The organism is Sinorhizobium americanum, assembly GCF_001651855.1.
Lineage (GTDB): Bacteria > Pseudomonadota > Alphaproteobacteria > Rhizobiales > Rhizobiaceae > Sinorhizobium > Sinorhizobium americanum.
Genome location: NZ_LNQC01000080.1, coordinates 194,984 through 221,589, shown reverse-complemented (window position 1 = coordinate 221,589; position 26,606 = coordinate 194,984). Strand labels below are relative to the sequence as shown.

Annotated in this window: 19 protein-coding genes; 10 read left to right on the top strand and 9 right to left on the bottom strand. The window is 61.9% G+C overall.

Going from position 1 to position 26,606, the window contains the following annotated elements; translation table 11 throughout:
* Positions 1–521: 521 nt before the first annotated feature.
* Positions 522–2,507: a putative bifunctional diguanylate cyclase/phosphodiesterase gene (locus tag ATC00_RS28450; protein ID WP_064255268.1), complete on the bottom strand. Its 1,986-nt coding sequence runs from the start codon at positions 2,505–2,507 to the stop codon at positions 522–524.
* Positions 2,508–2,815: 308 nt separating this feature from the next.
* On the opposite strand from ATC00_RS28450, the gene ATC00_RS28445 reads away from it, so the two are divergent.
* On the top strand, positions 2,816–3,859 hold the full coding sequence (locus tag ATC00_RS28445) for a class I SAM-dependent methyltransferase (RefSeq protein ID WP_064255259.1): 1,044 nt from the start codon (positions 2,816–2,818) through the stop codon (positions 3,857–3,859).
* Positions 3,860–4,000: 141 nt separating this feature from the next.
* Here ATC00_RS28445 and ATC00_RS28440 read toward each other — a convergent pair whose 3' ends face one another.
* From ATC00_RS28440 to ATC00_RS28420, 5 genes are all read right to left on the bottom strand, one after another.
* The gene (locus ATC00_RS28440; protein WP_064255258.1) at positions 4,001–5,245 is read right to left on the bottom strand and encodes a tetratricopeptide repeat protein; all 1,245 of its coding nucleotides are present in this window, start codon (positions 5,243–5,245) and stop codon (positions 4,001–4,003) included.
* 409 nt (positions 5,246–5,654) lie between these two features.
* Positions 5,655–6,992, bottom strand: coding sequence for an HlyD family type I secretion periplasmic adaptor subunit (locus tag ATC00_RS28435; RefSeq protein ID WP_037389585.1), 1,338 nt, complete (start codon positions 6,990–6,992; stop codon positions 5,655–5,657).
* Between the two features lie 7 nt (positions 6,993–6,999).
* Complete coding sequence (locus ATC00_RS28430) at positions 7,000–9,309, bottom strand: type I secretion system permease/ATPase (RefSeq protein WP_037389580.1); 2,310 nt, start codon at positions 9,307–9,309, stop codon at positions 7,000–7,002.
* A gap of 18 nt (positions 9,310–9,327) precedes the next feature.
* Positions 9,328–11,337, bottom strand: a complete 2,010-nt coding sequence (locus tag ATC00_RS28425) for a hypothetical protein (protein ID WP_064255257.1) — start codon at positions 11,335–11,337, stop codon at positions 9,328–9,330.
* 110 nt (positions 11,338–11,447) lie between these two features.
* Complete coding sequence (locus ATC00_RS28420; RefSeq protein WP_037389571.1) at positions 11,448–13,148, bottom strand: hypothetical protein; 1,701 nt, start codon at positions 13,146–13,148, stop codon at positions 11,448–11,450.
* Positions 13,149–13,656: 508 nt separating this feature from the next.
* On the opposite strand from ATC00_RS28420, the gene ATC00_RS28415 reads away from it, so the two are divergent.
* Both ATC00_RS28415 and ATC00_RS28410 read left to right on the top strand, forming a co-directional pair.
* Entirely contained in the window at positions 13,657–14,184 is a 528-nt protein-coding gene (locus ATC00_RS28415; protein ID WP_037389566.1) for a hypothetical protein, read from the top strand.
* A 1,305-nt stretch (positions 14,185–15,489) separates the two neighbouring features.
* Positions 15,490–16,266 (top strand): helix-turn-helix transcriptional regulator, encoded by a 777-nt coding sequence (locus tag ATC00_RS28410; RefSeq protein WP_037389562.1) that lies wholly within the window; start codon positions 15,490–15,492, stop codon positions 16,264–16,266.
* Positions 16,267–16,361: 95 nt separating this feature from the next.
* Here the strand turns inward: ATC00_RS28410 and hppD are convergent, their stop codons facing one another.
* Positions 16,362–17,480, bottom strand: a complete 1,119-nt coding sequence (gene hppD / locus ATC00_RS28405; RefSeq protein WP_064255256.1) for a 4-hydroxyphenylpyruvate dioxygenase — start codon at positions 17,478–17,480, stop codon at positions 16,362–16,364.
* A gap of 131 nt (positions 17,481–17,611) precedes the next feature.
* Between hppD and ATC00_RS28400 the strand changes: the two genes are divergently transcribed.
* The gene (locus ATC00_RS28400; RefSeq protein ID WP_037389556.1) at positions 17,612–18,091 is read left to right on the top strand and encodes an Lrp/AsnC family transcriptional regulator; all 480 of its coding nucleotides are present in this window, start codon (positions 17,612–17,614) and stop codon (positions 18,089–18,091) included.
* A gap of 116 nt (positions 18,092–18,207) precedes the next feature.
* Here ATC00_RS28400 and ATC00_RS28395 read toward each other — a convergent pair whose 3' ends face one another.
* Positions 18,208–18,696: a MarR family winged helix-turn-helix transcriptional regulator gene (locus ATC00_RS28395; RefSeq protein ID WP_037389555.1), complete on the bottom strand. Its 489-nt coding sequence runs from the start codon at positions 18,694–18,696 to the stop codon at positions 18,208–18,210.
* A gap of 78 nt (positions 18,697–18,774) precedes the next feature.
* On the opposite strand from ATC00_RS28395, the gene hmgA reads away from it, so the two are divergent.
* The 6 genes from hmgA to ATC00_RS28365 all read left to right on the top strand — a co-directional run bounded on the left by hmgA (position 18,775) and on the right by ATC00_RS28365 (position 25,020).
* On the top strand, positions 18,775–20,142 hold the full coding sequence (hmgA, locus tag ATC00_RS28390; RefSeq protein WP_037389554.1) for a homogentisate 1,2-dioxygenase: 1,368 nt from the start codon (positions 18,775–18,777) through the stop codon (positions 20,140–20,142).
* A complete protein-coding gene (locus tag ATC00_RS28385; RefSeq protein WP_037389611.1) occupies positions 20,139–21,008 on the top strand; it encodes an MBL fold metallo-hydrolase in 870 nt (289 codons plus the stop codon). Before hmgA ends, ATC00_RS28385 begins: the two co-directional genes overlap by 4 nt.
* Positions 21,009–21,020: 12 nt before the next feature.
* Complete coding sequence (locus ATC00_RS28380; protein ID WP_037389552.1) at positions 21,021–22,037, top strand: fumarylacetoacetate hydrolase family protein; 1,017 nt, start codon at positions 21,021–21,023, stop codon at positions 22,035–22,037.
* Positions 22,037–22,687, top strand: a complete 651-nt coding sequence (gene maiA, locus ATC00_RS28375) for a maleylacetoacetate isomerase (RefSeq protein WP_037389550.1) — start codon at positions 22,037–22,039, stop codon at positions 22,685–22,687. Before ATC00_RS28380 ends, maiA begins: the two co-directional genes overlap by 1 nt.
* A gap of 161 nt (positions 22,688–22,848) precedes the next feature.
* The gene (gene purU, locus ATC00_RS28370) at positions 22,849–23,733 is read left to right on the top strand and encodes a formyltetrahydrofolate deformylase (RefSeq protein WP_064255255.1); all 885 of its coding nucleotides are present in this window, start codon (positions 22,849–22,851) and stop codon (positions 23,731–23,733) included.
* Positions 23,734–23,838: 105 nt separating this feature from the next.
* On the top strand, positions 23,839–25,020 hold the full coding sequence (locus ATC00_RS28365; protein WP_037389546.1) for an acetyl-CoA C-acyltransferase: 1,182 nt from the start codon (positions 23,839–23,841) through the stop codon (positions 25,018–25,020).
* A 187-nt stretch (positions 25,021–25,207) separates the two neighbouring features.
* Here the strand turns inward: ATC00_RS28365 and lpdA are convergent, their stop codons facing one another.
* Positions 25,208–26,602, bottom strand: coding sequence for a dihydrolipoyl dehydrogenase (lpdA, locus tag ATC00_RS28360; RefSeq protein ID WP_037389544.1), 1,395 nt, complete (start codon positions 26,600–26,602; stop codon positions 25,208–25,210).
* Positions 26,603–26,606 lie beyond the last annotated feature (4 nt).

Here is a 26,606-nt window from a genome sequence, read left to right as displayed (position 1 = left end):
CTGCCCCCGCAACCAAATCACAAGCAACATCAAGGGCTCCGAGATTCTCGGAGCCCTTTTTGCGTTCTGCCCCGCGCGACCGCTGCGCGTCGGGTTTCCGCCCACCGGCGCCGCGCCCCCGAGCGACAAAATGCTTCGTCCTGCATAAGCATCCCGAACTGACAGCGCAGGTGCGGAGAAGCGGTGGCATAAAGCTCGACGGCATGATGAAATGGGTACAGCGTCGAAATGAAACGATGCCGTGCAGGAGATGAGCGACAGGCATATCGCTTCGGTACGCAACCTTTTACGATGTCGGCCCGGACGAACTTGCGGATATCATCGGCAAGGCAGGCCTGATGAATGTGTGTGGCTGCGCGCTCGAGGACAGCGCGCCCGGGAATTGATCGAAAATACCCTGCGCGGCCTGGTCGCTGAACGCCGACCGAGCACGTTGCGGGCAACGATGTCCCGGCGCTCGTCGAATCAGCCTCGGCGGTTCAATGCGGTGCTTGCTGGGCCGGGCGTGCCGAGCGATTTTCTCAGAGCCGCCGCTGGCTTGTTTTTGGCACTGCGGGGAGCCGGAAGGTCTGCGCGGGTGCCGGACGGCCGACATGGAATCCCTGGACTTGGTCGATCCGGAATTGTCGCATCAGCGCCAATTGTTCCTCGGTCTCCACGCCTTCCACGAGGATCTTGTGGCCGCGATTTCGCACGAGTCCGATAATGTCCTCGAGCATCGCCTTGCCCCGCGGCGTGTCGCAATCGTGCAGGAAGGAGCGATCGATCTTCACCGTGTCGAAGTCGATCAGGCGCAGCCAGGAGAGGCCGGCAAAGCCCGTTCCGAAGTCGTCGAGCCATATTCTCACGCCCAGCGTCTTGAGATCGCTGATGCAGCGCAGAACATCGGAATGCATCTCCATCTCCAGGCCCTCGGTGATTTCGAGAGCCAGCCTGCCGCCGGCCACGCCCGTTTCGCCGAGAATCGCCGCCACCGAGGCCGCGAAACCCGGTGATTTCAGCTGGATCGGGGAGACGTTCACACTGACGACGGGCACGTGCTCGGCGGCCAGAAGTTCGCGGCACACTCTCCTGATCGCCCAACGCCCGAGATCCAGGATGGCGCCGGTGCGCTCCGCCACCGGGATGAAGAGGCTGGGGGGCACGGCGGTGCCATCCAGCATTTTAAGCCGCATGAGCGCCTCGACCGCATCGATGCGTCCCGATGCGACATTTCGTATAGGCTGGTAAACGAGCGAGACGAGGTCCTGATCGACGGCGATTTTCAGCAGGGCGGCAATATTTTCGCTCCCGTCGCTGCTGTGCGGATCATTCGGATCGAAGAGTCGGGCGCAGTTGCGGCCGTTCGCCTTTGCGCCGTAAAGCGCCCGATCGGCCTCGTGGATCAGCCTCTCGAGCTTCGAGCCCGTCTGGTTTCGACTGAACGCGGCACCGACACTGACGGTGACCACCGACATGCCGTCGCGTCGCTGCCCGTGCTCCAGAGCCAGTTTTTCCACGCTGCAGCGGATCGCTTCGGCAAGTCCCGCCGCCTCGTCGCTCGTCTCCATGCGGGCGAGCACAATGAACTCTTCGCCGCCATAGCGGCCGATCGAGCCGTTGAACGGCTCGATCGAGTCCTTGAGAGCGCTGGCAACGAGAACGAGACAGCGGTCCCCCTCCTGGTGTCCATAGAAGTCGTTGTATTTCTTGAAGAAGTCGACATCGATGAGGAGCGCGGCGAAACTTGTCCCCTTCTTCTGCCAGTCACTCCAGTAATCGCGGAGCTTCTGGTCGACGGCGCGCCGGTTGTCTAGCCCCGTCAGCGAATCGGTATTCGACAGGCGCAGCAAGGCCCTGCCGCGCTCGGAAGCCTCCTTCTGCTGAATCCGCGCTTCGAATGCGTTGAGGAAGACCTTGTAGCGTTCCCTGTTGAGCTTCCAGTTCACATAGGAGGTGAAGACGAAGCAGGAGATGTTGAAGGTGCCGAAGGCGAGCCGGTAGGAGACCTCCGCCGGAGAGAAGGACAGCACCGCCGCAAAGAAAATCATCAGGATGGTGACGGATGCGAACAGCGAAATGCGGAACTGAAAGCTGAAGAACAGGTTGACGCTCATCATGAAGATTGCGCCGAAGACCATGTAATAGGAGATGCTTTCGGTGTCCGCAGTCATCATCGCCGGATAGAGCCATCCGGCATAGGCGACGACGAGCGCTGCGGCAGCCGTGACATCGATGGCGTTCGCGCTGGCGTTCAGTCGGACCTGCGCTTCGATCAGCATCAGCGCGACGATGGCAATCGTGAACCGCGCGGCGATCGTATAATGCGCCACATCCGGAACCAGCAGGATGTCGGTAATCGAAAACAAGAGATAGACAGCGACCGCGGTCCAGAACCCGTGCCGCGTCGCCTGCTTGCGGGCGCCTTCACCCTCGTTTTCATAGAGCGCGCGAAGCTCGGTCGAGGCCGGTCGCGGCGGCTCGCTGTGAAGGTCGATCTCAACTACGTCGGCGAGCCTGTGCTTCATGCACCGATCCATTGCGTTTGCGTCTTCTTATAAGCCCGAAGTCTCTCTTCGACGAGTGCCACCGGGGCGTCCTGCACTTGCCGCTTGCTTAGGGAGATACTAAGGGCGCGCAGCTTTATTCGGCACATTAGTTCAGGTCCATTAAGTTTTGCTGAATTGGGAATGGATCAAATACGCACGTAATAGTGTAGCAAAACAGATCAGTCTGAGCGGCTGTTAACCATAATATTGGAAAGGTTGAAATTGGATTTGGCGCGCTCGGGGTTCTTGCGCATAATGTTAACGATCTATTAACGAACGAGTCTCGCGTGACCCAAATTCAGATTGCCCTCGACGGCGAAAGCCTGATTACCCCCACTGCCATTACAACCGAACTCTCGACAGCCAAGACGGATCGCCATGAGGAGCAGCTCAGAACCGGCGAAGCCGAGGTCGCTCTGGCGCTGCTGATTGCCCAGCAGCAGGTCGAGCAGCGCCGCGAACCGCCGGTGATCATTCACCAGCTGATCGGCGCGCTTCACGAGATACGCCGCAAGTTCGATGCAAGCGTCTGGCAAGAGCTGATCCCGATCGTTCAGAACCATCCGCTGGCGAGTTACTTCCATGAGGACCCGTTCACGCGCTGGTCTTTCCACAAACCGCGCGGCTATTCCGGCGACGCACAGCTGATTGACTTCATCTACGGTCATCCGAGCGTGTCCGAGGAGATCGGCAAGGCCTCGCCGCTTGGGCGCACCCTCTACGAATACACGAAGAATGCGCCGTCCTCGGTCGCCGTCAGGGAACGACGCGACCTGCTGACCCGGCATGTCGACGCGATCGCGGCCGAAAAGGGCCCCGAGACCGAAATCCTGACGATCGCCGCTGGACATCTGCGCGAGGCGGATCGCTCGGTGGCGTTGCGGGAGCGGCAAATAAAGCGCTGGATCGCCCTCGATCAGGACCCCTTGAGTGTCGGTTCGATGGTTCGCGACTTCAGGGGAACTTGCGTCGAGGCGATCGACGGTTCCGTTCGCGGCCTTCTGACCAGGTCCCAGGAACTGGGCCAGTTCGACTTCATCTACGCCGCCGGCCTCTATGATTACCTGGCCGACAAGGTGGCGGTGAAGCTCACGCAGCGGTGCCTCGAAATGCTGAAGCCGAACGGGATCTTCCTCTTTGCCAATTTCGCCCGCGACATCAGCGAAGACGGATACATGGAGACCTTGATGAACTGGGCGCTGCTGCTGCGCTCGGAAGCGGACATGTGGAGCATCATCAATGCGAGCGTCGACCGCAACGCGATCAACGCTCGACTGGAATTCGGCGCCAACCGCAACATAGTCTACGGCATCCTGCAGAAGCGTTCATAGGCAGCGCCGAAGCCGCTCGGGGCACCGCCCAGTTCGCGACCGGCTTCGTTTCCGCATCCAGTATGATGCGCAACAGCACTGAAGCGCTCCATCCCGCTCCCTCGCGAGCGGGATGGAGAAGCTGATTCCAGAACCAGCCTGTCAGTGTTTCCGCTTCGATCCGTTGGGATCGAACCGGATCGGTCTCGCATGCAGATGGGCGGAAACGCCGGCAGGCAGGGAAGGCTTGAGGAGTGCGGCCGGCGGCAGGAGCCGGACGGCTATTGCGGGAGCAACTGGCCCCTCGCCGGAGCGACGACCCGCCTCCGAGAGCGGTTTTTGCGTCCGCTTGGCTGTCCTCTGCTCTTCCATTGCCGATCGCAACCTCAGGCGCGACACCGCCTCTCGCGATCTGAGCTTGCATCGAAGATGCTCCGGATCGTCGGACGCGATGTCTTCGAAACTCCGGAAGATGGCGATGGCGGCGTCTCTCTGGCCTGCGGCCAGAAGACAGACGGCCAGCTTGAACCGGACGAGGCCGAGATGCGCGCTTCGGGCAAGCAGATCCTCGAAGGTTTCGCTCGCGTCGTGGTAGCGGGCTTGCGCCATCAGTGCGTCTCCCAGCCGGTGCTGGATCTTGTCCGCCTCCGGCATGGCCGAGAGCAGGCCGCGATAAAGATGTTCGGCCTCGGCGTGATCCCCCCTTTCGGTGCAGAGCTGTGCCAAGCCGTAGCGGGCATAGACATGCTTGGGGGCCGCGTGGATCACCTGGCGATAGCCGGTCTCTGCCGCGTCCAGCTTGCCTTGGCTGTGCAGGTCCATGGCGCGCTCGAAGACGAAGTCGATGCTGCGGTGATTGAGACAGTCGCGCAGATTGCGGCCGGTCCGGGTCTTGACGATGAGGCAGCGGACCGGCCGTTCGGAGACGTCGAACCCACTCTCGCGGCCGACGCCATCCTCGCGGATAAACTGTTCGTCGGCAAAGGCGTCGAGCAGTCGCTCAGTCCTATCGGAGGCGAGATCGAGGTAATCGAACCGCAGGCTCGCCCAGTTCTCGCGGCGGATAATGCTGGCAGATGCATCCGCCGCCTCATTCTCGAGGCCCGGCATGCAAAGCAGCCCGGCGCGGCCGGAGCCGTGATTGCCGATCATCAGAATCTCGTCGCAGAACAGGCCGCTCGTCTTGTCGCGGTAGGTTGCCACGCGAAGCGGCAGAAAGGCGCAGTAATCCGCATCGTCGGGTCGCCTTAGAGCCAGGATGAACCACCGCTCCTGCCGGGGCAGGTACTGGCGCAGCCAATCCCAGGAAAGGCAAGGGTGGGAGTCGGGATCGCTGCGATAAAGCTCGTCCCAGGTTTTCCGGATATTCTCAAAATCCTCAATACGCTCAATAATTTCTGCAAACATAGCTCCTCGCAATGAAATAAGTAATGAAAATAAAACTTCGACTATAGGACTTAAATTATCGAAAGATGAGCTAGCAATAAGTCATGATAGTAGCAATTTGCGAGTTATTTTGCAATGGCTAGGCACGCCGAGGATGTGGGGCGACTGAGCAATAATCCGGCCCTTTAACACCGTCACATGCGCGGACAAGGTGGCACGTTCGCAGACGGCCAATTGCGACCACCCGACGCCCGGGGCGTCAGGCGGTCCGCTTCGGGAGGGCATTGGCGGCGTCGACGGCGGCTGCCTCTCCAAGGCGGCTGGCTCTAAAGCGTGTCGCGTTCAAACGTAGTCACGCGGCGCGGTTTAGGTCTTTGTTTTCGTGCATGTCGTCATCCCAAAACCGCTGCACACTTTTAGGCGACATGCATTAGCGCTCCATGAAGGCGCGCGCCATGCTGTCGCGGATCGGTTTCGTCAGGTAGTCGAAGAAGGTCCGCTCGGCCGTCTGGATGAGAATCTCGGCAGGCATGCCCGGCGTCGGCACGAAGCCGGAGACCCGCGAGACTTCGCTCATCGGCAGGCTCACTCTGGCGAGATAGACTTCCTGCATGCCGTTGGTCGCCGGGTCGGGCATGGAGTCGGCGGAGACGTAATAGACCTCGCCGTTCAGGACCGGCGTCGTCCGCTGATTGAGGGCGGTGAGCCTCACGGTCGCCTTCTGGCCGATTTTGACGCTGTCGATCTGGGTGCGCAGCACCTGGGCTTCGATGATCAGCGGCACGTCCGAAGGAAGGATTTCCATAATCGGCTTGCCGGTTTCGACAACGCCGCCGGGCGTATGATAGTAGAGCCGCACGACCGTGCCGCTGACCGGGGCGTTGATCGTCGCGCGGCGCAACACGCTGGCGGCTCCCGTCAACTGCTCGCGGACTGAGTCCAGTTCGGCTTCCACCTTCTGGAGTTCTTCCAAAGCCGCTTCGCGGTAGCTTTCCTCCGTCTGGCGGATCTGCTGCTCCTGCTTCAGGATTTGCGAGCCGGTTTCCGAGATCTCGGAACTCAGCCTGCCGACCTGCCCCTCGGCGTCGGCAATCGCCCGCTGGATGCTCTTGATTTCCGTCTTGCGGATCAGGTTCTTGTCGAGCAGCGACTTCTTGCCGGCATATTCCTCCTGGAGTAGCGTATGCTGCTGGCGAACCGCGGCGAGTTGCTGCTGGTAGCCTTCGGCACGGAACTGGAAACCCTCGATATTCTGCTTGTACAGGCCGATTTCGCTGTCGAGCTTGCTCTTCCAGGCACGAAAATTGAGCTCCTGGCTTCGAACCATTGGTTCGACCTCCGGATCCTGCAGATGTGGGGCGAGGATTTCCGGCATTTCGATATTGTCGGCACCCTCGACCTGGGCCATCAGGCGGGCGACGATCGCCTCGAGCCTGGCGCGGCGCAGAAAGAGCTGGCGTTGGTTGGCGAGCGCTGCCGTCTCGTCCAGCCGCATCAGCGGCTGATCGGCGACGATATGATCCCCCTCGCTGACCAGGATATCCTCGATGATCCCGCCTTCCAGATGCTGGATGATCTTGTTCTGACCGGTGGCGACGAAACTGCCCTGGGCGATGACGGCGGCGGCGAGCGGCGCGGTGAAGGACCAGAGGCCGAAGCCGCCGAATGTGACCGCCATCAACGCCAGTCCGGCAATGGTCTGTTTCCAGATCGACCGCGGAACCTCTGCATACCATTCAAGATCGTAAACTTTGACTATGTCTGTCATGGCTTGCCTACGTAAGCTGGTTGTGGTCGAGCGGGTTGCCCTCGAGGTTCATGCCGCGCGAGGCGAGAGCCTTGAGGACGTCCTGGCGCATGCCGAAAAGGGCGACGGTGCCGTTCACCAGGAGCAGGACCTTGTCCACGCTGTTGAGCAGCGCGGGCCGCTGGGTGATGGTGATGACGGTGATTTTCTGCTGCTTGGCATGGGCGAGCGCCCGCGTAAGGGCTGCTTCGCCAGCGCTGTCGAGATTGGAATTTGGCTCGTCCAGCACCACCATGCGCGGGTTGCCGAAAAAAGCCCGGGCCAGCGCAACGCGCTGCTTCTGGCCGCCGGAGAGCGGTGATCCGTCGGCCGCCACGAAGGTCTCGTAGCCATGCGGCAGCAGGGCGATCATGTCGTGCACGTCGGCGAGCTTGGCGGCCGCATAGATGTCCGCGTCGGTGGCGTCTTCCTGCATGCGGGCGATGTTGGCCTTGATCGTTCCCGGAAACAGCTGAACGTCCTGCGGCAGGTAGCCGATGCTTTCGCCGAACTGGCGCTGATCCCAGTTCCGCAAATCCATGAGGTCGAGCCGTACGTTGCCGGATGTCGGCAGGATCGAGCCGACGAGCATTTTGCCGAGAGTCGTCTTGCCGGCTCCGGAACTGCCGATCACGGCAAGCGAGTCGCCCGGATTGAGCGCGAAGGTCACGCCGTTCAGGACCACACGCTTGGTGCCGTTGGGCACGAACAGCAGCCGTTCGACGTCGAGCCGTCCTTCAGGGCGCGGCAGTTTCAGCCGCTCGAAATTCAGCGGCGAGTTCTGGAGCAGCGAAGAGATACGCCCATAGGCGGCGCGCGACTGGACGACCTGGTTCCAGCCTTCGATCGCTCCTTCAATCGGGCCGAGCGCGCGGCCGGCGACGATCGATGCCGCGATGACCATGCCGCCGGTGAGCGCGCCGTCAAGGGCGAGATGGGCGCCCCAGCCGAGCATCATCACCTGGGTCAGCAGCCGAACGGCCTTGGAAAGCGAGGCGAGGGCGATGTTGCGGTCTTGCGCCAGCACTTGAGCTCGAAGTGACCCTGCCATGTCCTTGCCCCAGATGCGGACCGCCTCCGGGATCATTGCGAGCGCGTTGATGATCTGCGAATTGCGCGACATCGAGTCGAGATGGAGGTTGGCCTTGCTCTGGAAGCTGTTGGCCTCGCCGAAGGGAGCGGCCGTCGCCTTCTGGTTCAAAATGGTGACGATGAGCAGAAGCAGAGCCGAGGCGATGACGATCGAGCCGAGATGCGGATGGATCAGGAAGACCGCCAGCACGAAGAATGGCGCGATCGGGGCGTCGAGGAAGGAAAGCAGGGTGCTCGACACGAGGAAGGAGCGAAGCTGCTGCAGATCGCCCAGCGTCTGATATTCGCGCCCGTTGCTGTGGAGCGAGGCTCGGGCGGCCGCACTGAGGATTGGCGCGCCGAGCTGGGCGGCAACCTCCACCGCCGTCCGCATCAGGATCATGCGGCGAATCCCGTCGAAAACGGCTTGCAGGATGACCGCACCGACAATCAGAGCGGTCAGCATGACAAGCGTATCGACCGAGCGGCTGGTCAGCACCCGGTCCGAAATCTGAAACAGATAGACGGGAATCGCGAGCACCAGGACGTTGGTGGCGAGGGTGAAGACCATCACGACCATCAGGTTCTGCTTGATCGCCCGCAGACCCGCCTTGAGGCTGGCGGCAAAATCGACCGGCCCGAGACGTTTATGAAAAACGCCACCGCTTCCGCCGCCATTGCCGCCGCCGCCCCCGGAGCCTCCCTTGTCGGGCGACTTGGGCTCGGCCTTGATCGGGCCACGGTCGCCGTCGATCACCACCATTCCTGGGATCGCGGTATTGTTCTTCATTTCCGCCGTGGTCTCGACGGTCGGCTTCTCGAAGCGTGGTTCCGGCTTGCGCGCTTCCTGGACAGGAGAACGCTGGCCGGCGCCGGCGGCTTGCTGGCCAGACACGATTTCCGCCACGTTCGCGTTGTCGGCCGTCCGCGGTGGCGTCCTTGTCTGTTGCATGACCTCGGGGGCCGCACGCCATTCGGAAACGGTCGGTGCGGCCTTGTTGTCATGATTGGTTGCCTGGCTGGTTCTTGCGGCCGCCGCGCCGCGAAGCTGGTCAATCACCTGGTCGAACTCCTTAACAGTGCGATCCAAAATATCTTCACTGCGGTCTATCCTGCGTAGCAATTGCTGCCGGGCATCCTCCGCCTTCGGCGTCTGGGGAGAGGGTTCCGCCTCCTCGTCGCCGCTTATGGTGAAATGTTCAAATGACGGATTGCGGTCGTCGGTCATCGTCGCCCCCGCGTCCGATCAGGCCAACATGCTATGCATGGGATCGGCATTCGTCGTATCGAGCGGAGGCGGCGCGTGATCCGGCGGATGGGGCCCGGGGTCGGGGGCCATCATGTCGTCACCGAGGAAAGCAACCGCTTCGCTGACGAGCGCGTCAGGATCCTGGCCGCCGAGGTAAGGGTCGGTCTTGATCAGTTCGGCCTGGACGAGGATCTCGTCCGAATAGGCGGTGCCCCCTGTGTAAATGGTCTGGCCGGCATCGACGTCGATGATCCCGGCGTAGTTGACCAAGGTGTTCGAACCGGTCGAAATCGTCCAGTCCGCATCCAAATCGGCGGTAAGCTTGCTCATGGCGAGCGCAATCTGGTCGCTGTCGCCCAGAATGTTGGTTTGCTTGACATAGTTGAGGTTAACGAGGTCGCCCGAAATATAAAGCACCCGCAGGCCGTCCATGCCGGCGAAGGCGCCATCCTTTAGCACACCGTCCGGCAGCGTCTTTTTCCCGCCTGCGAGATCGCCGAAGGCGTCGAGATAGGATTTCGGCATCGGTTTGACGCTGGACCCGCCACCGGCTTCAACGATCGCCGCTTCGTTCCAGAGCAGGTTGCCGTCGGTGGACGCGGAGCCCTTGCCGCTTGTGCCAAACCCCTCGACGGCGCCGACAAGGTCGTTGTCGAGCAGGATATTCAGTTGCTGGATGATGTTAGCGTCGTAGACATTGCCGCCGATGAAGATGAGATCGTAATGGTGTCCGAGCTCAGCAAGCGAGACGTTGTTGATCGCCGTATTGTCTCCGGTGATGATCGAAGCGGTCGTGCCAGCCGAGGCCAGGATGGCCGTATCCTCATCGCTCATGAAGGTGAGTTGCTCGAACCAGTTCGAGATCAAGAGGTCACCTTTGATCTCGGTGACCGCCCAAGCCTTCGGGAAGTCGCCGCTTCCGGCCTGCTCTGCACCGTTCGGCTGCGGGTCGAGATGCTTGAACATCGCGATATTGAAGGCCTCAGACGGTTTACCCGGGTCGAGGTTCCAGCCATTCAGGCTGGTGCTCACGAGATCGCTGTCGGACAGGACGTTAATCTGGACGATTGCGTTGAGCTCGACATGATCACCGGCAACCGCCAGCACATTCGATTGAAGCCAATTGTTCGTCAGCTCGACGGAATTGACCAGCGTGTTGCCGCCGGCTTCCAGTTCGACCGATGCCTCGATCGTGACCTTGCCTTGGCCTGCGGTGAACTTGCCGCCGGCTTCAGTGGAGGTGGCCGGCTTTTCGTCCGGCGTTTCCTCGGGTGGCGGCAAGTAGTCATCGAGACTCGGCGCCTCCTCGACGAGTTCTCCGTTGACGAAGGTGCCTGCGACCGTCTCGCCTTTCGCAACGACGGTGCCTTCCTGTCCGTCCTGCTGCGCGGCAAAGGCATCAAGCTGCTCAGCCGTCGTGCTGATGAAGCTGGCGATTTCCTCCGGGGAGCCGGGAATCTCTGTATCGCCGAGTGGAGAAAACTGCCGCGCCGCTTCGATGAGATCGTTCATCAGGGCGCTGTTGTCCACCTGCGGGGAGAATTTCAGCCCGTGACCGCCTAGGCTGACGAAGTCGTTATCCGAAAGCCGGATCTGCTGCGATGCGTAGACCGCCACGGAACCGGGCGGATCGATTTGAAATTCAGGCGCACTCGCGGATGACGCGCTCGAGCTGCCGCGGGTGAAAAGGTGGGGATTGTCGATCTCGGCGGCCGGCCGCGCGATCGGTATTTCCGGCGGACGAAGCCCGGGATAGAAGCCCGGGGTCGGCTCGGTCGGGTCCGGCTCGGCCGGACGGTAGGGAATACCCGGGTCGAAATCCTTGAGCTCGTAGGGTGCCTTCACCGTGACCGGCACGGATGGGAGCTGCGGCGGTTCCTCCTGCGCCTCCTGATGCGCCTTGAATTCTTCATAGGCGTCGCGCAGGCGAATTTCTTCAAGAGCAATGGCGAACAGGCCGACGAAGTGGGCGATCGCCTCGGTCGTCTTGTCGAAATACAGGGTCATTGTCAGCCCCCAGTTTTTATTTCGGTGCTGTTGGACTGCGCGGGGCGAACCCGCGCAGTCCATTTCAATGCCCGATTGCGAAGTTGCGAACCGGTGGTGTCGCCTTACCGTTATGCGGCGTCGTCGTCTTCGCCGATCGCCGTCGAGCTGTAATCGCCGCCGACGACCGTCATGTCGATGGTGTTGCCCTGCAGGTTGGCACCAAGCACGATCTGCTGGTTGAAGGCGTTGGTGTCGATCACCGCATCGGCCGATGCCGAGGAGATTCCTTCGAGGAAACTATCGTCTCCATTGTAGGAGCCCCAGGTGCCGCCCGAGCCTGCCCCGCCATCGCCGGTCGTAGCGGTACCACCTGCACCACCGCCACCGCCCCCGCCGGCGTTTGCTGCACCGCCCGTGCCGCCGCCGGCAAAGGCATCGCCAGCCCATGCGCCGGAGAGAGCGAGGCCGCCTTCTCCTTCACCGCCGGTCGCCGTGCCCGTGCCGCTTCCGGCTCCGCCGTCACCGGTCGTTCCGCCATCCGCCGAAGCATTGGCATTACCGCCGTCGCCACCGATGCCCGCGCCGAGGCCGACGCCCGATCCGGCGCCGAAGCCGGCACCAAGCGCATCGCCGCCGTCGCCGGCATCACCGGAGCTGCCGCCAGTCGAGTCGCCGGTGCTTCCGAAGGCCACGCTGTTGCCACCGTCATTGTCGCCGCCGTCCCCACCGTCATTACCGAAGTTCAGGATCGGGATTCCGAAGTCGGCATCGATGCCGTCGCCGCCGTCGCCGGCGTCTTCGGCTTCCGCTTCGTCGCTCTCGATGTCTCCGGTATCGTCGCCATCGCCAGCGTTGCTGTTGCCGCCTTCACCGCCGGCTGCGGCACCGACGCCGAGGCCAACACCAAGCCCGAGCCCGAGGCCGGTGCCCGCAGCGCCGGCACCACCGGTGCCACCGGTTGCCGCACCGCCATTGGCGTTGCCGCTGTCACCGCCAACGCCAACGCCAACGCTCAAAGCGCCGCCGCCATTGCCGTCGCCACCGTCCGCGTCGCTCTCGGCTTCGCTCTCCGCCTCACCGCCACCGGCAAAGCCGCCGATCGCGAGGCCACCGTCGCCGCCGTCACCGCCGTCGGCATCGGCGTCGTCGCCGCCTTCGCCACCGTCACCGCTGGCGGAAATGCCGTCGTCCGACTTGGCATAACCGCCGTGGGCATCGCCGTTCTGGTAAAGGGTGCCGTCGTTGGAGACGTGGGACAGCTCGTCGTCATCCGACATGATGGCGTTCTGGCTGAAGACGTTACCGACGTCATTTCCCGCGCCGTTAAGCGACTCGTCCAGGATGTCCTTGAAGCTGACGGCAGCAAGGCCCTCGATTTCAGAATTGTCGATGTCGACGAAGTCGTCGTCGGAGGGCTTGTAGCCATCAAGATCGATGTCGACGTCGACCTCGACTTCAGTCTTGCTATCCACGTCGACGTCGACGTCGGTTTCGTTCTTGTTGACGTTGGCGTTGAGGTTGGCGTTGCCGTTCAGGTTGCCGTTGCCGTTCAGGTTGGCATTGCCGTTGCCGTTCAGGTTGCCGTTGCCATTGGCATTGCCGTTGCCGTTCAGGTTGCCATTGCCGTTCAGGTTGCCGTTGCCGTTCAGGTTGCCGTTATAGGACTCGCTGGATTGCTCCTGCTCCTGCTCCTGTTCGGACTCCTGCTCCTGCTCTTGCTCCTGCTCTTGCTCCTGTTCGGATTCCTGCTCCTGATCCTGATCCTGGTATTGGTCCTGATCCTGTGATTGGTCTTCCCACGGCCACAAGAAATTCTTGTCCTTGCCCATAATGGTCTTCCTCAGGTTGAGGCCGCGACAGCCAAGCCGCCTTTTTCTCTCACGCAGCTCACGGATGTGCGGTCCAGGGTTGAAATGAACAAAGCTACTTCAATGAAGAAAATTTCGATCGCCGGACGACAAAGCGCGACCGGGGATCAGACGTTCTAATGTAGTGGTAGATGCCCTCCTCCATGCTGGAGCACTGCTCGGGCCTATCCAAGGGGCACCTGCGCATCCGGCGCACTACCGGTCCCAAGGCTCGAGCCTCCCTGCTCATCGATTTGCCCGGGCAGTCTGTTGCCAAGTTGCACGAAATGTAAGCTGTCAGTTCGAGCTAGCCCCGTAGGGTAGTCCTGGGCGGGGATGATCATCCCAAGGTTGACGATGCGAGGAAAGAAAATTCGCGCTCAGCCAAATTTTCGGAATGGATTTGCAGCCATACTCCCTTAGGGCTACTTGCGGAGGGCAGGTTTAGGATCCAAACCTACTAAAGGGAAGCGATGGATTGGAAGCGAGTATGAGCGATGCGGACCGAGGCGTTCGGCAACAGCAGGCAGGGCCGATGAAGAGATTCCACGAGATCCTTCTTTTGATTGGGCAGCTGAACTACACGTGGACGAACACGGAAAGCCTGCTCATCTATCTGATCGCCGGACTTGCGAACGTGGATAAGGAAACGGCGGTCATTATTTTCCTGACGCTGAACACGACGCGCGCCCGCATCGAGCTCGTCGAGCGGCTCGCCAAGATGGCTAAGACGCCTTCCAATCGCCGGCAGGAGATTCTCGCCGTGACACAGCAGCTGGGCAAACAGGCGAAACTCAGGAACAAGTACAGCCATTGCATCTATTCGTTCGACGAGACCGGGGACCAGGCCAGCACCCAGCTCATGGCCATATTCGACAGCAAGGAAACCATTAAATACGGCAAGATCGAGCAGATCGACGACGCGGAATTGGCGAGGATCAGCGAGGCCATCGACCAAATTATGAAGATCAACAAATCGATCTGGGCAATCGTCGAGCGATATGACTTTCCGCGTTAACCAACAGGCACTGAGCTGTCGGCGTCACGCCTGAAGCGCGTCGCGTTCAAACGTATTCAGGCGGCGCGCTTTAGGTCATTGTTTCGTCATCCCAAAACCGCTGCACACTTTTAGGCGAGTGCACTAAGGCCGGGACCGGTCCAAATGACGTCAAGTTCGGATAGATACAGGCTGGCTCGCGACGGGCGAGGCGAACTGTACTTGGTTCTGCTGGACGCTGCAAGGAGATGCGAGGAGAGTGAGCCAGCACCGAAACCCTTTCATCTCTTTTAGGATTCTTGTGGCGCTGGCTCTTCTTCAGTCAGACAACGGTGATACCATTCATCTGCGGGTCTCGATATCTTCTATTTCTTTTTTCAGTATAGATGCAGGCAGGGCTTAGGCCCCGTCGAAAATTTATACGTCAGAATATAAGATGTCATACGCCTTGTCATGCAAACGCAATATAAATACTTCCGAACATACGCAGGACAACATCCGGAACGCATAAAACGCTATGCGATGATTGCAGTGTGATCCGGAATGGGAGGAAGCGATAGATACCAATTATGGTTAGTCTGGGCAGCCGCTCGACGGAGCTCGCGCCCTTCGAACTCGCATTGCGAATGTGACGGCGAGACCCCCCGGTGGTAGATCAGACGCTGCGAAGAGGGAGGCGCCCCCGTTATCTCCGCAATCCCGGGTAGCACTTTCTCGCCATGCGCGTTAAGGCAATGTTAATATTGTGAATCCGACACCGCCACTGCGGCCATCGGGCTACCCGCCACGCGCTCCCAACGGCGCCGATCTTCAACGTGTACTTGAGCCTCAGCGGTTGCGCGAGACGTGCGACGGCCCGCACAGGCGGCCCACCGGTCGGGTGCGCGCCGGGCCTTCGATAACCCTTTGTGGGTACCGCCTTCCATCTGGAACAGGCTAGAAGGTGCGGGGCCGTGATCTACATCCCAGACTTGAATGTTCTCACGGCCCACCGTTTTGTGCCCCGCCCCTTCGGTCCGCCGAACCCCTGAAAAGCAAAGGGTGCTCGAAGCCGGCGCAAAATGCACGGCCGCATCCCGGCTTGTCCCAGGCTTTTGGGTGGATAGACCCAAAATTGGTTCGATTTCGGACGATCTAGATCGTCTCGCCTCGCCAATCTAACCCATTTGGGCTGTTTCCCATCGCCCTTATTTACGATACATTAGTCATTACGAATTCTACCGTTGTGGGAATTCGCTTTTTAATCGAATTAATTTTTAATAGCAGGCGTTCTTCAAGAGGGGCTTCACACCCATAAGAATTCAGGGAACGCCCAAGGAGGGATAAATGTATCGTGAGAGTTCGGCCCTGAGTAATTTTGAAGACAGCAACAAGGTTTTAGTAAAGAAAAACAAGATTGTAATGCTCGCCAAAGCGGATTTGCTCGCCGAATGCCTGACGCAAGCAATTAGCGCCCGCTTTCAAGGTCATGACATAGTAAGCCTGTCGGAAGCCGACAGTCTGCTCGATGGTAATCTCGTCGATGTCGCTCTGGTCATGCTTTACCGCGTGCCGGCAAGCACTTTCCCGTCGATCATCAGAATGATCCATGAATTCCATCCCAAGGCCTCGATCGGAGTGGTCGTGGAGAATGCAGACGAGCTCGATACGTCGATCGCTGGCTTCGTCGATGAGGGTCTCATCCATGGCGTGCTGCCCTTGAACCTGCATCTCGATGTCTGCCTGACCGCCATCGATCTGCTGATGAAGGGCGGCGAGCACTTTCCGGCAGCATTGCTCAGGCGTCTGGCGCCTCGCGGGTTCGCGGCGGGCGGCTCGCCTGTCCAGCGGCAATCGGCCGTCGAAGAGAGCGACTCGGAGCGGCGGCGTGAAAACGGCAGGGGCGTGCTGACGACCCGGGAGATCCAGATTCTCGATCTGATCTGCATGGGAACCCAGAACAAGATCATCGCCGACCGGCTCGGGCTCTCGGAGAACACCGTCAAGGTGCACGTGCGCAACATCTACAAGAAGATGAACGTGCGCAACCGCACCGAAGCGGCGTCCCGCTATTTTCGGCACGAGGGCGATCTGGGCGAGCCACGGCACCGCTGGTCCAACTGAGGGAGTGAACAAAGTTCGCGCTGCGCGCCCGACGGGGGTGCGCAGCGCCTCTCGCCGCGCTGATAGGCGAGCGGGGCTTCGGAACGGCTCCGCCTCTACTCGGCTGCGGCCGGCGGTGTATTCAGCGCGCCGCGGCGGATCTGGTCAGCCTCGATCGACTCAAACAGTGCCCGAAAATTACCCTCGCCGAAGCCTTCGTCGCCCTTGCGCTGGATGAACTCGAAGAAGATCGGCCCGATGACGGTTTTCGAGAAGATCTGCAGGAGGATCTTCGTCATGCCGCCATCCACGACGCCTTCGCCGTCGATCAGTATGCCGTGCTTCTTCATGCGTCCGATCGGCTCGTCATGGCCGTGGACGCGCTTGTGCGACATCTCGTAATATGTGTCCGGCGGTCCGGGCATGAATTTGAGACCGTTCTCGGCCAGCCTGTCGGTCGCGTCGTAGATCGTCTCGGTGCCGACGGCGATGTGCTGGATGCCTTCGCCCTTGTACTTTTTCAGATATTCTTCGATCTGGCTGGTGTCGTCCTTCGACTCGTTCAGGGGAATTCGGATCTTGCCACAGGGCGAGGTGATCGCCCGGCTCAACAGCCCGGTGATGCGGCCGTCAATGTCGAAGAAATGGATCTGCTTGAAGTTGAACAGCTCGCGGTAGAAGGCCCACCACTTGTCCATGTTGCCGCGGTAAACATTGTGGGTCAGGTGATCGAGATAGTAGAAGCCGACGCCGTCCGGCTTCGGATCGCTTTCGCCGAGCCATTCGAACTCGGCGTCATAGGCGGAACCCTTGTCGCCATGGGTCTCGACGAAATAGAGAAGCGAGCCGCCGATGCCGACGATCGCGGGCACGTCGAGGCTCTTGTCGTCGCCAGTATAAGGTTCGGCACCCTTGGCAACGGCGTGCTCGATGGCATGTTTCGCATCGACGACGCGCCAGGCCATCGATGGGGCGCAGGGCCCGTGCTTGTCGACGAAGCGCATCGCATGCGAGCCGGGTTCGGCATTCAGGATGTAGTTGATGTCGCCCTGTCGCCAGACGGTGATGTTTTTCGTCCGGTGTCTTGCAACCGGCGTGTAGCCCATGCGGCAGAAGAGTTCCTGAAGCTTCTCCGGTTCCGGGTGCGCGAACTCGACGAATTCGAATCCATCCGTGCCGGCGGGATTGTCCGCCGATATGGTTGCGGGTGGGGCATCATGCGGAAACGGGCCCATCGAATATCTCCTCTCGTTCCTCCGACCTTTGTTGGAGTATGGCGCAGATCCGATGCATGATGCTTGTATTCTTGCGTGATTTCGCCAAGATCATGCATGAGTTGTGCGGTGAATGGCGTGAGTGTGCATGAATGGAGCAGCTTGATGGATTCGATCTCAAAATCCTCGCCGAATTGCAGCGTGACGGCCATCTGACGAACAACGAACTCTCCGAACGCATAGCACTCTCGCCGTCGCAATGTTCGCGGCGGCGCTCGCGGCTCGAGGCGGAAGGCTTCATCACCGGCTACCAGGCGCAGATCGACCGGCAGAAGCTTGGACTTGACCTGATGGTGGTGATTTCGGTCACGCTCGCCACCCACAACCGCGACAACGCCAAGCGTTTTGGCAAGCTCGTCTCCGGCCTGCCGGAGGTGCTGGAGGCCTATGCGCTGACCGGCGAGATGGACTATCACCTGCGCGTCGTCACTCCCGACCTTGCCGGTCTTTCGCGCTTCGTCAACGACGTGCTCTTGCCGCATGACAGCGTCCAGCATGTGAAGACGTCGATCGTCCTGGAAACGCTGAAGAGCTTCGAGGGCCTGCCGATTCCGGAGCGGGCGAGGGGGTAGAGGCAAGCCCCCGCCCAAAAAGGGGGAAGGGGCTTGGCGCTTGCCGCACCGCTCCCAAATTTAACGGCTTAGCCTATACGCGAAGAGCGAAATATGGGCAGGAGCGGTGCAGCAGGTTAAGTCCCTCCCCCTTGTGGGTTGGGGAGGGGTGACGCAGTGCCCCGTTTCCGCATAGCCCGTTCCACCGCCAGCAAGCCCGCCGAAAGCGCCTGCATATTCTCTACCCCGAGCATCGACAGCAATTCGTTCTGATAGGCACTCGCGAGCGCCGTCAGTTCCCGGTAGGCCTGCTCGCCTGCCGGTGTCAGCGCCAGGTGCTCGAACCGCCGGTCGCGGCCGTCCTCCTCGCGCTTCAGCCAGCGGCGCTGCTCGAGACCGAAAACGGCGCGGCTGACCTTCGTCTTGTGCATTGTCGAATGGGCGCCGATCTCGGTCGCCGTCATCGGGCGTTCCGAGCTGCCTAAAGCAGCCAGCGTTCGCCATTCGGGACGGGTCAACTGGTAGCGCGCCTTGTACTGAGCGGCAAAGCGCAGCGCCACGAATTCTGCCGCCCGGTTCAGCCGGTAGGGCAGGAAGTTCTCCAGTTCGAACCCGTTTGCCTCCATCCCTTCCATCCTTGATAGTTACAAAATCAATAGTTACGCTTGTAACTAATATGCCGATCAAAAAAGGAGATGCAAGCCATGTTGGGCAAGGCGGAGCAGCGGCACGGAGCCGCCATGGGCGAGGAACAGTCGCTTATCTACATGCCGGGCTTCGGCAACGACTTCGAGACTGAAAGCCTGCCCGGCGCCTTGCCGCAGGGGCAGAACAGCCCGCAGAAATGCAGCTACGGTCTCTATGCCGAACAGCTCTCCGGTTCCCCCTTTACGGCGCCGCGCGGCACGAACGAGCGTTCCTGGCTCTACCGGATCCGCCCGAGCGTCCGGCACACCGGCCGCTTCGCGAAGATCGACTATCCGCACTGGAAGACGGCGCCGCATGCCGCCGAGCACGCGCTGGCGCTCGGGCAGTTGCGCTGGGACCCTTTGCCGGCGCCGACCGGGCAACTGAACTTTCTACAGGGCATTCGGACGATGACGACTGCGGGCGATGTGCTGACCCAGGTCGGCATGGCGGCACATGCCTATGTCTTCAATGCCGATATGGTCGATGATTACTTCTTCAATGCCGACGGCGAGCTCTTGATCGTGCCGGAAACGGGGGCGATCCAGGTCTTTACCGAACTCGGCAAGATGGATGTGGCGCCGTCGGAAATCTGCCTTGTGCCGCGCGGCATGATGTTCAAGGTCACTCGGATCGGCGAGGGGGAGGTCTGGCGCGGCTATATCTGCGAGAATTACGGCGCCAAGTTCACGTTGCCGGACCGCGGGCCGATCGGCGCCAACTGCCTTGCCAATCCGCGCGATTTCAAGACGCCGGTGGCGGCCTATGAGGATAAGGAGACGCCTTGCCGGGTGCAGGTGAAGTGGTGCGGCTCCTTCCACGTGGTCGAGATCGGCCATTCGCCACTCGACGTCGTCGCCTGGCATGGCAATTACGCGCCCTACAAATACGACCTCAAGACTTTCTCGCCGGTCGGTGCGATTCTGTTCGATCATCCTGATCCGTCGATCTTCACGGTGCTGACCGCGCCGTCAGGAGAGGAGGGGACTGCCAATGTCGACTTCGTTCTCTTCCCGCCGCGCTGGCTGGTCGCCGAGCACACCTTCCGGCCGCCTTGGTATCACCGCAACATCATGAGCGAATTCATGGGGCTGATCTACGGGCGCTATGACGCGAAGGAGGAGGGCTTCGTGCCCGGCGGCATGAGCTTGCACAACATGATGCTGGCGCACGGGCCGGACGCATCCGGCTTCGAAAAGGCGACAAACAGCGAGTTGAAACCGGTGAAGCTCGACAATACCATGGCCTTCATGTTCGAGACCCGTTTCCCGCAGCAACTGACCCGCTTCGCAGCCGAACTGGAAACGCTGCAGGACAATTACATCGACTGCTGGGCCGATCTCAAGAAGCGCTTCAACGGGACGCCGGAGGGCGATTGGTCTTGAGTGCACGCCTTGTCTTGCTCGGCAGCAAAGGCGGCCCGGCGATCCGGCCGGGCGGCCCCTGGCCGACATCGTCGCTGCTTGAGATCGCCGGCCGCACGATCGTGGTCGACTGCGGGCTCGGCGTCACCCGTGGGCTGACCGATGCCGGCGTGCCCCTCAAGGCGCTGGACCTGATCGTCGTCACCCATTTGCATTCGGACCACGTGCTGGAACTCGGTCCGCTGATCCACACCGCCTGGACTGCGGGGCTCGCGCATGGCGTACGCGTCTTCGGACCCGCCGGCACACGCGGCTATTGGCAGGGCTTCCTCCAGTCGATGGCCTTCGATGTCGACATTCGTATCGTCGACGAGGGCAGGCCGGATCTCCGCAGGCTCGTTGAGGTTGTCGAATTCTCCGACGGTCAAGTCTTTTCGGAGAATGGCCTCACGGTCTCGGCGCTGCGCGTCGACCACCCGCCGGTCACCGACTGCTTCGCTCTGCGCTTCGATCATGCGGAGGGGACCATCGTGTTCTCCTCCGACACGGCCTATTTCCCGCCGCTGGCCGATTTTGCGAGCGGCGCCGACATTCTCGTTCACGAAGCGATGCTCGCTGCAGGGGTCGACCGTCTGGTGGCGCGCACTGGAAATGGTGCGGGGCTCAAAGAACATCTGCTGGCGAGCCACACATTCGCAGAACAGGCGGGCACGATCGCAGAGGCGGCCGGGGTCGGCCGGCTCGTGTTGCATCACCTTATTCCGGCCGATGACCCGGAGATCTCGCAAGCCGACTGGATCGCGGCGGCGCGCAAAAACTGGCCGGGCGCCTTGACGATCGCTTCTGACGGTCTTGTTGTGGAATTTGCGGACGATTCGTCCGGGTAGAGGGAGGACTGCATGAAACTGGCGACGTTGAAAGACTCCACGCGTGACGGAAAGCTTGTGGTCGTTTCCCGGGATCTGACGCGCTGCTCGGAAGTCGGGCACATCGCCCGCACGCTGCAGGCGGCGCTGGATGATTGGGCGCATGCGGGGCCGCGGCTGGCGCGCGTCGCCGAGGGGATCGAGACCGGCTCGCAGCCTACCATGCGCTTCCATGAGCATGATGCTGCTTCGCCCTTGCCGAGGGCCTTCCACTGGGCCGACGGCTCGGCCTATGTCAATCACGTCGAGCTCGTCAGAAAGGCGCGCAATGCCGAGATGCCGGCGAGTTTCTGGATCGACCCGCTGATCTACCAGGGCGGCTCCGACAGCTTCCTCGGCCCCCGCGATCCGATCCTCATGGCCGACGAGGCCTGGGGTATCGACATGGAGGGCGAGGTGGCGGTGATCGTCGATGACGTGCCGATGGCCGCGACGCTCGAGGAGGCACGCGCGGCGATCCGCCTCGTCATGCTCGTCAACGACGTTTCGCTGCGCGGGCTCATCCCCGCGGAACTCGCCAAGGGCTTCGGCTTCTACCAGTCGAAACCATCTTCTGCTTTCTCGCCGGTCGCCGTGACGCCGGATGAATTGGGCGAGGCCTGGGACGGCGGTACGCTGCACCTGCCGCTTCGCGTCGACTTGAACGGGAAGCCCTTCGGCCGCGCCAATGCGGGGATCGACATGACCTTCGATTTTCCGCAACTGATCGCGCATGCGGCCCGCACACGGCCGCTCTCTGCCGGCACCATCATCGGTTCGGGTACGGTTTCGAACAAGCTTGACGACGGGCCGGGCAGACCGGTTTCGGAAGGCGGCGTCGGCTATTCCTGCATCGCGGAGCTGCGCATGATCGAAACGATCGAGAGCGGAGCGCCGAAAACGCCCTTCCTGAAATTCGGCGACATCGTCCGTATCGAAATGCGGGATGGCACCGGCCATTCGATCTTCGGCGCCATCGAGCAGAAGGTGGCAAGTTACGAGCGCGGCTGATGGGCATCGTGGCGAACGGAACCGTCCTCTACGACTATTGGCGCTCATCGGCGAGCTACCGGGTGCGGATCGCCCTCAATCTCGTCGGCGAAGACTACCGCTCCGTTCCTGTCGATCTTCTCGCGCGGGCGCATCGAGCGCCCGAGCATCTCGCCCGCAACCCCCAAGGTCTGGTCCCAGTCCTAGACATCGACGGCGAGCGCCTCACCCAGTCGCTCGCCATTGTCGAGTATCTCGCCGAAACGAGGACGGCCGGCCTTCTCCTTCCTGCCGATGCAATCGGGCGGCAGCGGGTGCGGGCGCTCTCCCACGCCATCGCGATGGATATTCACCCTGTCTGCAATCTCGGAGTCGTTGCCCATGTGATGGCGAGCGCGACGGATGGCGAGGCGGTACGCCTCGCCTGGATGCAGAAGTTCATCGGCGAGGGTCTTGCTGCTTTCGAGCGGCTGCTCGATCATCCCTCGACCGGCAGCTTCTGCCACGGCGAAAGTCCGAGCATGGCGGATATCTGCCTCGTGCCGCAGCTCTATAACGCGCGCCGCTGGCAGGTCGACCTTTCCTGCTGCCCCCGGCTCGTGGCCATCGACGCGCGCTGCGCCGAGATCGACGCCTTTGCCAGAGCGCATCCGGACCGGACGAAGCCGTAGACCTCTCAGATCACCACTTTCGCCCGGCTGGCTGCACCGTGGCCCGTTCGGTCCATCCGATGTCGCGAATGGATCGGCAGGTCTCAAATCGCCACGGTAGTTTTCGCGTGACTGCCCGTGTAAGGGGGCGCGGAAACACTTCAGGAACGAGAGACCCATCGATGAAAAGCTATGTGCTGACCGTCACTTGCAAATCCACCCGCGGCATCGTTGCTGCCGTCACCGGCTATCTCGCGGAGAAAGGCTGCTACATCAGCGACAGCTCGCAATTCGACGACCTCGAGACGGGTCTGTTCTTCATGCGCCTCACCTTCATCAGCCAGGAGGGCGCCAAGCTCGAGGAACTGCGCGAAGGCTTCGCTCCTGTCATCAAGCGGTTCGGCATGGCGATGGAGATCCGCGATTCCGAAGAGCGGATGAAGGTGCTGTTGATGGTGTCGCGTTTCGGTCATTGCCTGAACGACCTGCTCTACCGGTGGAAGATCGGGGCGCTGCCGATCGACATCGTCGGCGTGGTCTCCAATCACTTCGATTACCAGAAGGTGGTCGTCAACCACGACATTCCCTTCCACCACATCAAGGTGACGAAGGAGAACAAGCCGAAGGCTGAGGCGCAGCTGCTGGAGTTCGTCGAGCAGACCGGCGCCGAGCTGATCGTTTTGGCCCGCTACATGCAGGTGCTGTCGGATGCGCTCTGCAAGCAGATGTCGGGGCGGATCATCAATATCCACCATTCCTTCCTGCCGTCGTTCAAGGGCGCCAACCCCTACAAGCAGGCCTATGAGCGCGGCGTCAAGCTGATCGGCGCGACGGCCCACTACGTCACCGCCGATCTCGACGAGGGCCCGATCATCGAGCAGGACATCGCCCGCATCACCCATGCGCAGTCGGCCGAGGACTATGTGTCGATCGGCCGCGACGTCGAGAGCCAGGTGCTGGCGCGCGCCGTGCATGCCCATATCCACCACCGCACCTTCATCAACGGCAATCGCGTCGTGGTGTTTCCGCCGAGCCCCGGGAGCTATGCGTCGGAACGCATGGGCTGATACGCCCGCACCAGCCGGCGGCCCTGCCAATAGGCATGGTGCCGCCGGCGTTGCCTCGCAGCGTGCGATGGCTATAGTCGTCTCAAAGCTTTTGGGAGGACCAAGATGAGCAGTCGCGATCCGGTGGTTATCGTTTCGGCGGCACGGACGCCGATGGGCGCCTTTCAGGGCGGCCTCAAGGATTTGACGGCGCCGGAACTCGGCGCCGTCGCGTTGAAGGCGGCGCTCGATCGCGCCGGCCTCGGCGCAGTCGACGAAGTGCTGATGGGCAATGTGCTGCCCGCCGGCCTCGGGCAGAATCCGGCCCGGCAGGCGGCGCTTGGCGCCGGCCTTGGACAGGAGACGCCGTCGACGACCGTCTCCAAGGTCTGCGGGTCGGGCATGAAGGCGCTGATGCTCGGCCATGATGCGCTTCTCTCCGGCAGCGCATCGCTCGTTGCCGTGGGCGGCATGGAGTCGATGACCAATGCTCCCTATCTCCTGCCGAAGGCGCGCGGCGGCTTCCGGCTCGGCCATGGCGAGGTCAAGGACCACATGTTCCTCGACGGGCTGGAGGACGCCTATTCGGGGCGGCTGATGGGCACCTATGCCGAGGACACCGCCCAGCATTATCAGTTTTCCCGCTCCGACCAGGACGCTTTTGCCCTGCGCTCGCTCGAACGGGCGCTGAAGGCTACGGAGGACAAGTCCTTCGCCGAGGAGATCGTGGCGGTGACCGATGGCGGCAAGCGCGGCAACGCCAATCTCGATCGAGACGAGCAGCCGACGAAGGCCGATCCGACGAAAATCCCGAAGCTGAAGCCCGCCTTCCGCGACGGCGGCAGCGTCACGGCCGCCAACTCGTCGTCGATCTCCGATGGTGCCGCGGCGCTCATCCTGATGCGCGCCAGCGAGGCGGAGAAGCGCGGGCTGACGCCGCTCGCCGTCGTCGCCGGCCATGCCGGCCATGCGCAGGAGCCCGCCTGGTTCACGACCGCACCGATCGGCGCTATCGACAAGCTCACCGAAAAACTCGGTTGGGACAAGGGGAGCGTCGGTCTCTACGAAATCAACGAGGCCTTCGCCGTCGTCGCCATGGCGGCGATTCGCGACCTCGGCCTTTCCGACGACATCGTCAACATCCACGGTGGCGCCTGTGCGCTCGGTCACCCGATCGGCGCCTCGGGTGCGCGCATCGTCGTCACGCTTCTCCATGCGATGCGCGCCAACGGCGTCAAGCGCGGCATCGCCTCGCTCTGCATCGGCGGCGGCGAGGCGACGGCGGTGGGGCTGGAGTTGGTGCAGTAGGGCAGAAAAGCCCCCTCCCCAACCCCTCCCCACAGGTGGGAGGGGCTAACCAGCAACGCCCTGCGCATCAAAGCGTCTCCACAAAGTAGCGGCATTGCAGGTCATGCGCCAAGCGAGCCGCGGGGGAAGCCCCTCCCACCTGCGGACACCTGTGAGGAGGGGTTGGGGAGGGGTCTTTCCGAGGCGCTCAAATATGCAGCGCGTGCCCCAAGCCCTTCAACGCGGCTTCCTGAAATGCCTCCGACTGCGTCGGGTGCGCATGGATGGTGCCGGCGATGTCCTCCAGCCGGGCGCCCATCTCGATCGTTAGCGCGAAGGTGGCCGAAAGCTCCGAGACGGCATGCCCGACGGCCTGGATGCCGAGCACGAGGTGGTTGTCGGCGCGGGCGACGACGCGGACGAAACCGTCCTCGGCGAGCGTCGTCATGGCGCGGCCGTTCGCCTGGAAGGGGAACTGGCCGATCTTGACCTCGATGCCGGCCGCGCGTGCTTCCTCTGGTGAGAGACCGGCGCTGACGATTTCCGGATCGGTGAAGCAGACGGCCGGAATGCAGCGCTTGTCCCAGCTTCGCTTCTGGCCGGCGACGATCTCCGCGACCATCTCGCCCTGCGCCATGGCGCGGTGAGCGAGCATCGGCTCGCCAGTGACGTCGCCGATCGCATAGATGCCGCGCATCGAGGTCCGGCACTGGTCGTCGATGCGGATGAACTTGCCCGAGCGGTCGAGATCGACCTCCTCCAATCCCCAGCCCGCGACGACGGGCCGGCGGCCGACCGTGACGAGCACCTTTTCCGCCGGCACCTCGAAGGCGCGGCCGCTTTCCTCGGCAAGCAGGCCGCGCCGGTCGGCCGACAGGCGCTTGACCGCCGTACGGGTGAAGACCTCGATCTCGAGTTCGCCGAGCCTCTTCATCACTGGCTTCGACAGATCGGCGTCATATTGCGGCAGGATGCGGTCCATGGCTTCGAGCACGGTGACCTTCGAGCCGAGCTTGGCGAAAGCGGTGCCGAGTTCGAGGCCGATATAGCCGCCGCCAATGACGGCGAGCGTCGGCGGAACCTCCTTCAAGGCCAGCGCCTCGGTCGAGGAAATGACATTGTCGCCGAACGGCAGGTCGGGAAGTTCGACCGGCTCCGAGCCGGTGGCGATGACGATCGCTTCGGCGCGGATGCGCTGAACGCCGGTTTCCGTATCCACGTCGACCGTCTTGCCGTCGACGAATCGCGCCTCGCCGACGACGGCCTTGACGCCGGCCTTCTTGAGAAGGCCCGTCACACCGCCGTTCAGGCGGCCGACGATCCCGTCCTTCCAGGCTATCGTCCGCTTGAGGTCGATTGCCGGAGTCTCCAGCGAGATGCCGAGCGGACTGCTGCCTGAAGCGGCGACGCGAAGCTTGTGGAATTCCTCGGCCGCATGGATCAGCGCCTTCGAAGGAATGCAGCCGACGTTGAGGCAGGTGCCGCCGGCCTTCGCCTTTTCGACGATCACGGTGTTGACCCCGAGCTGTCCGGCGCGGATGGCACAGACATAGCCGCCGGGGCCGGCGCCGAGCACCAGGAGCTTGCAGGAGATTTCCTTCATGGTC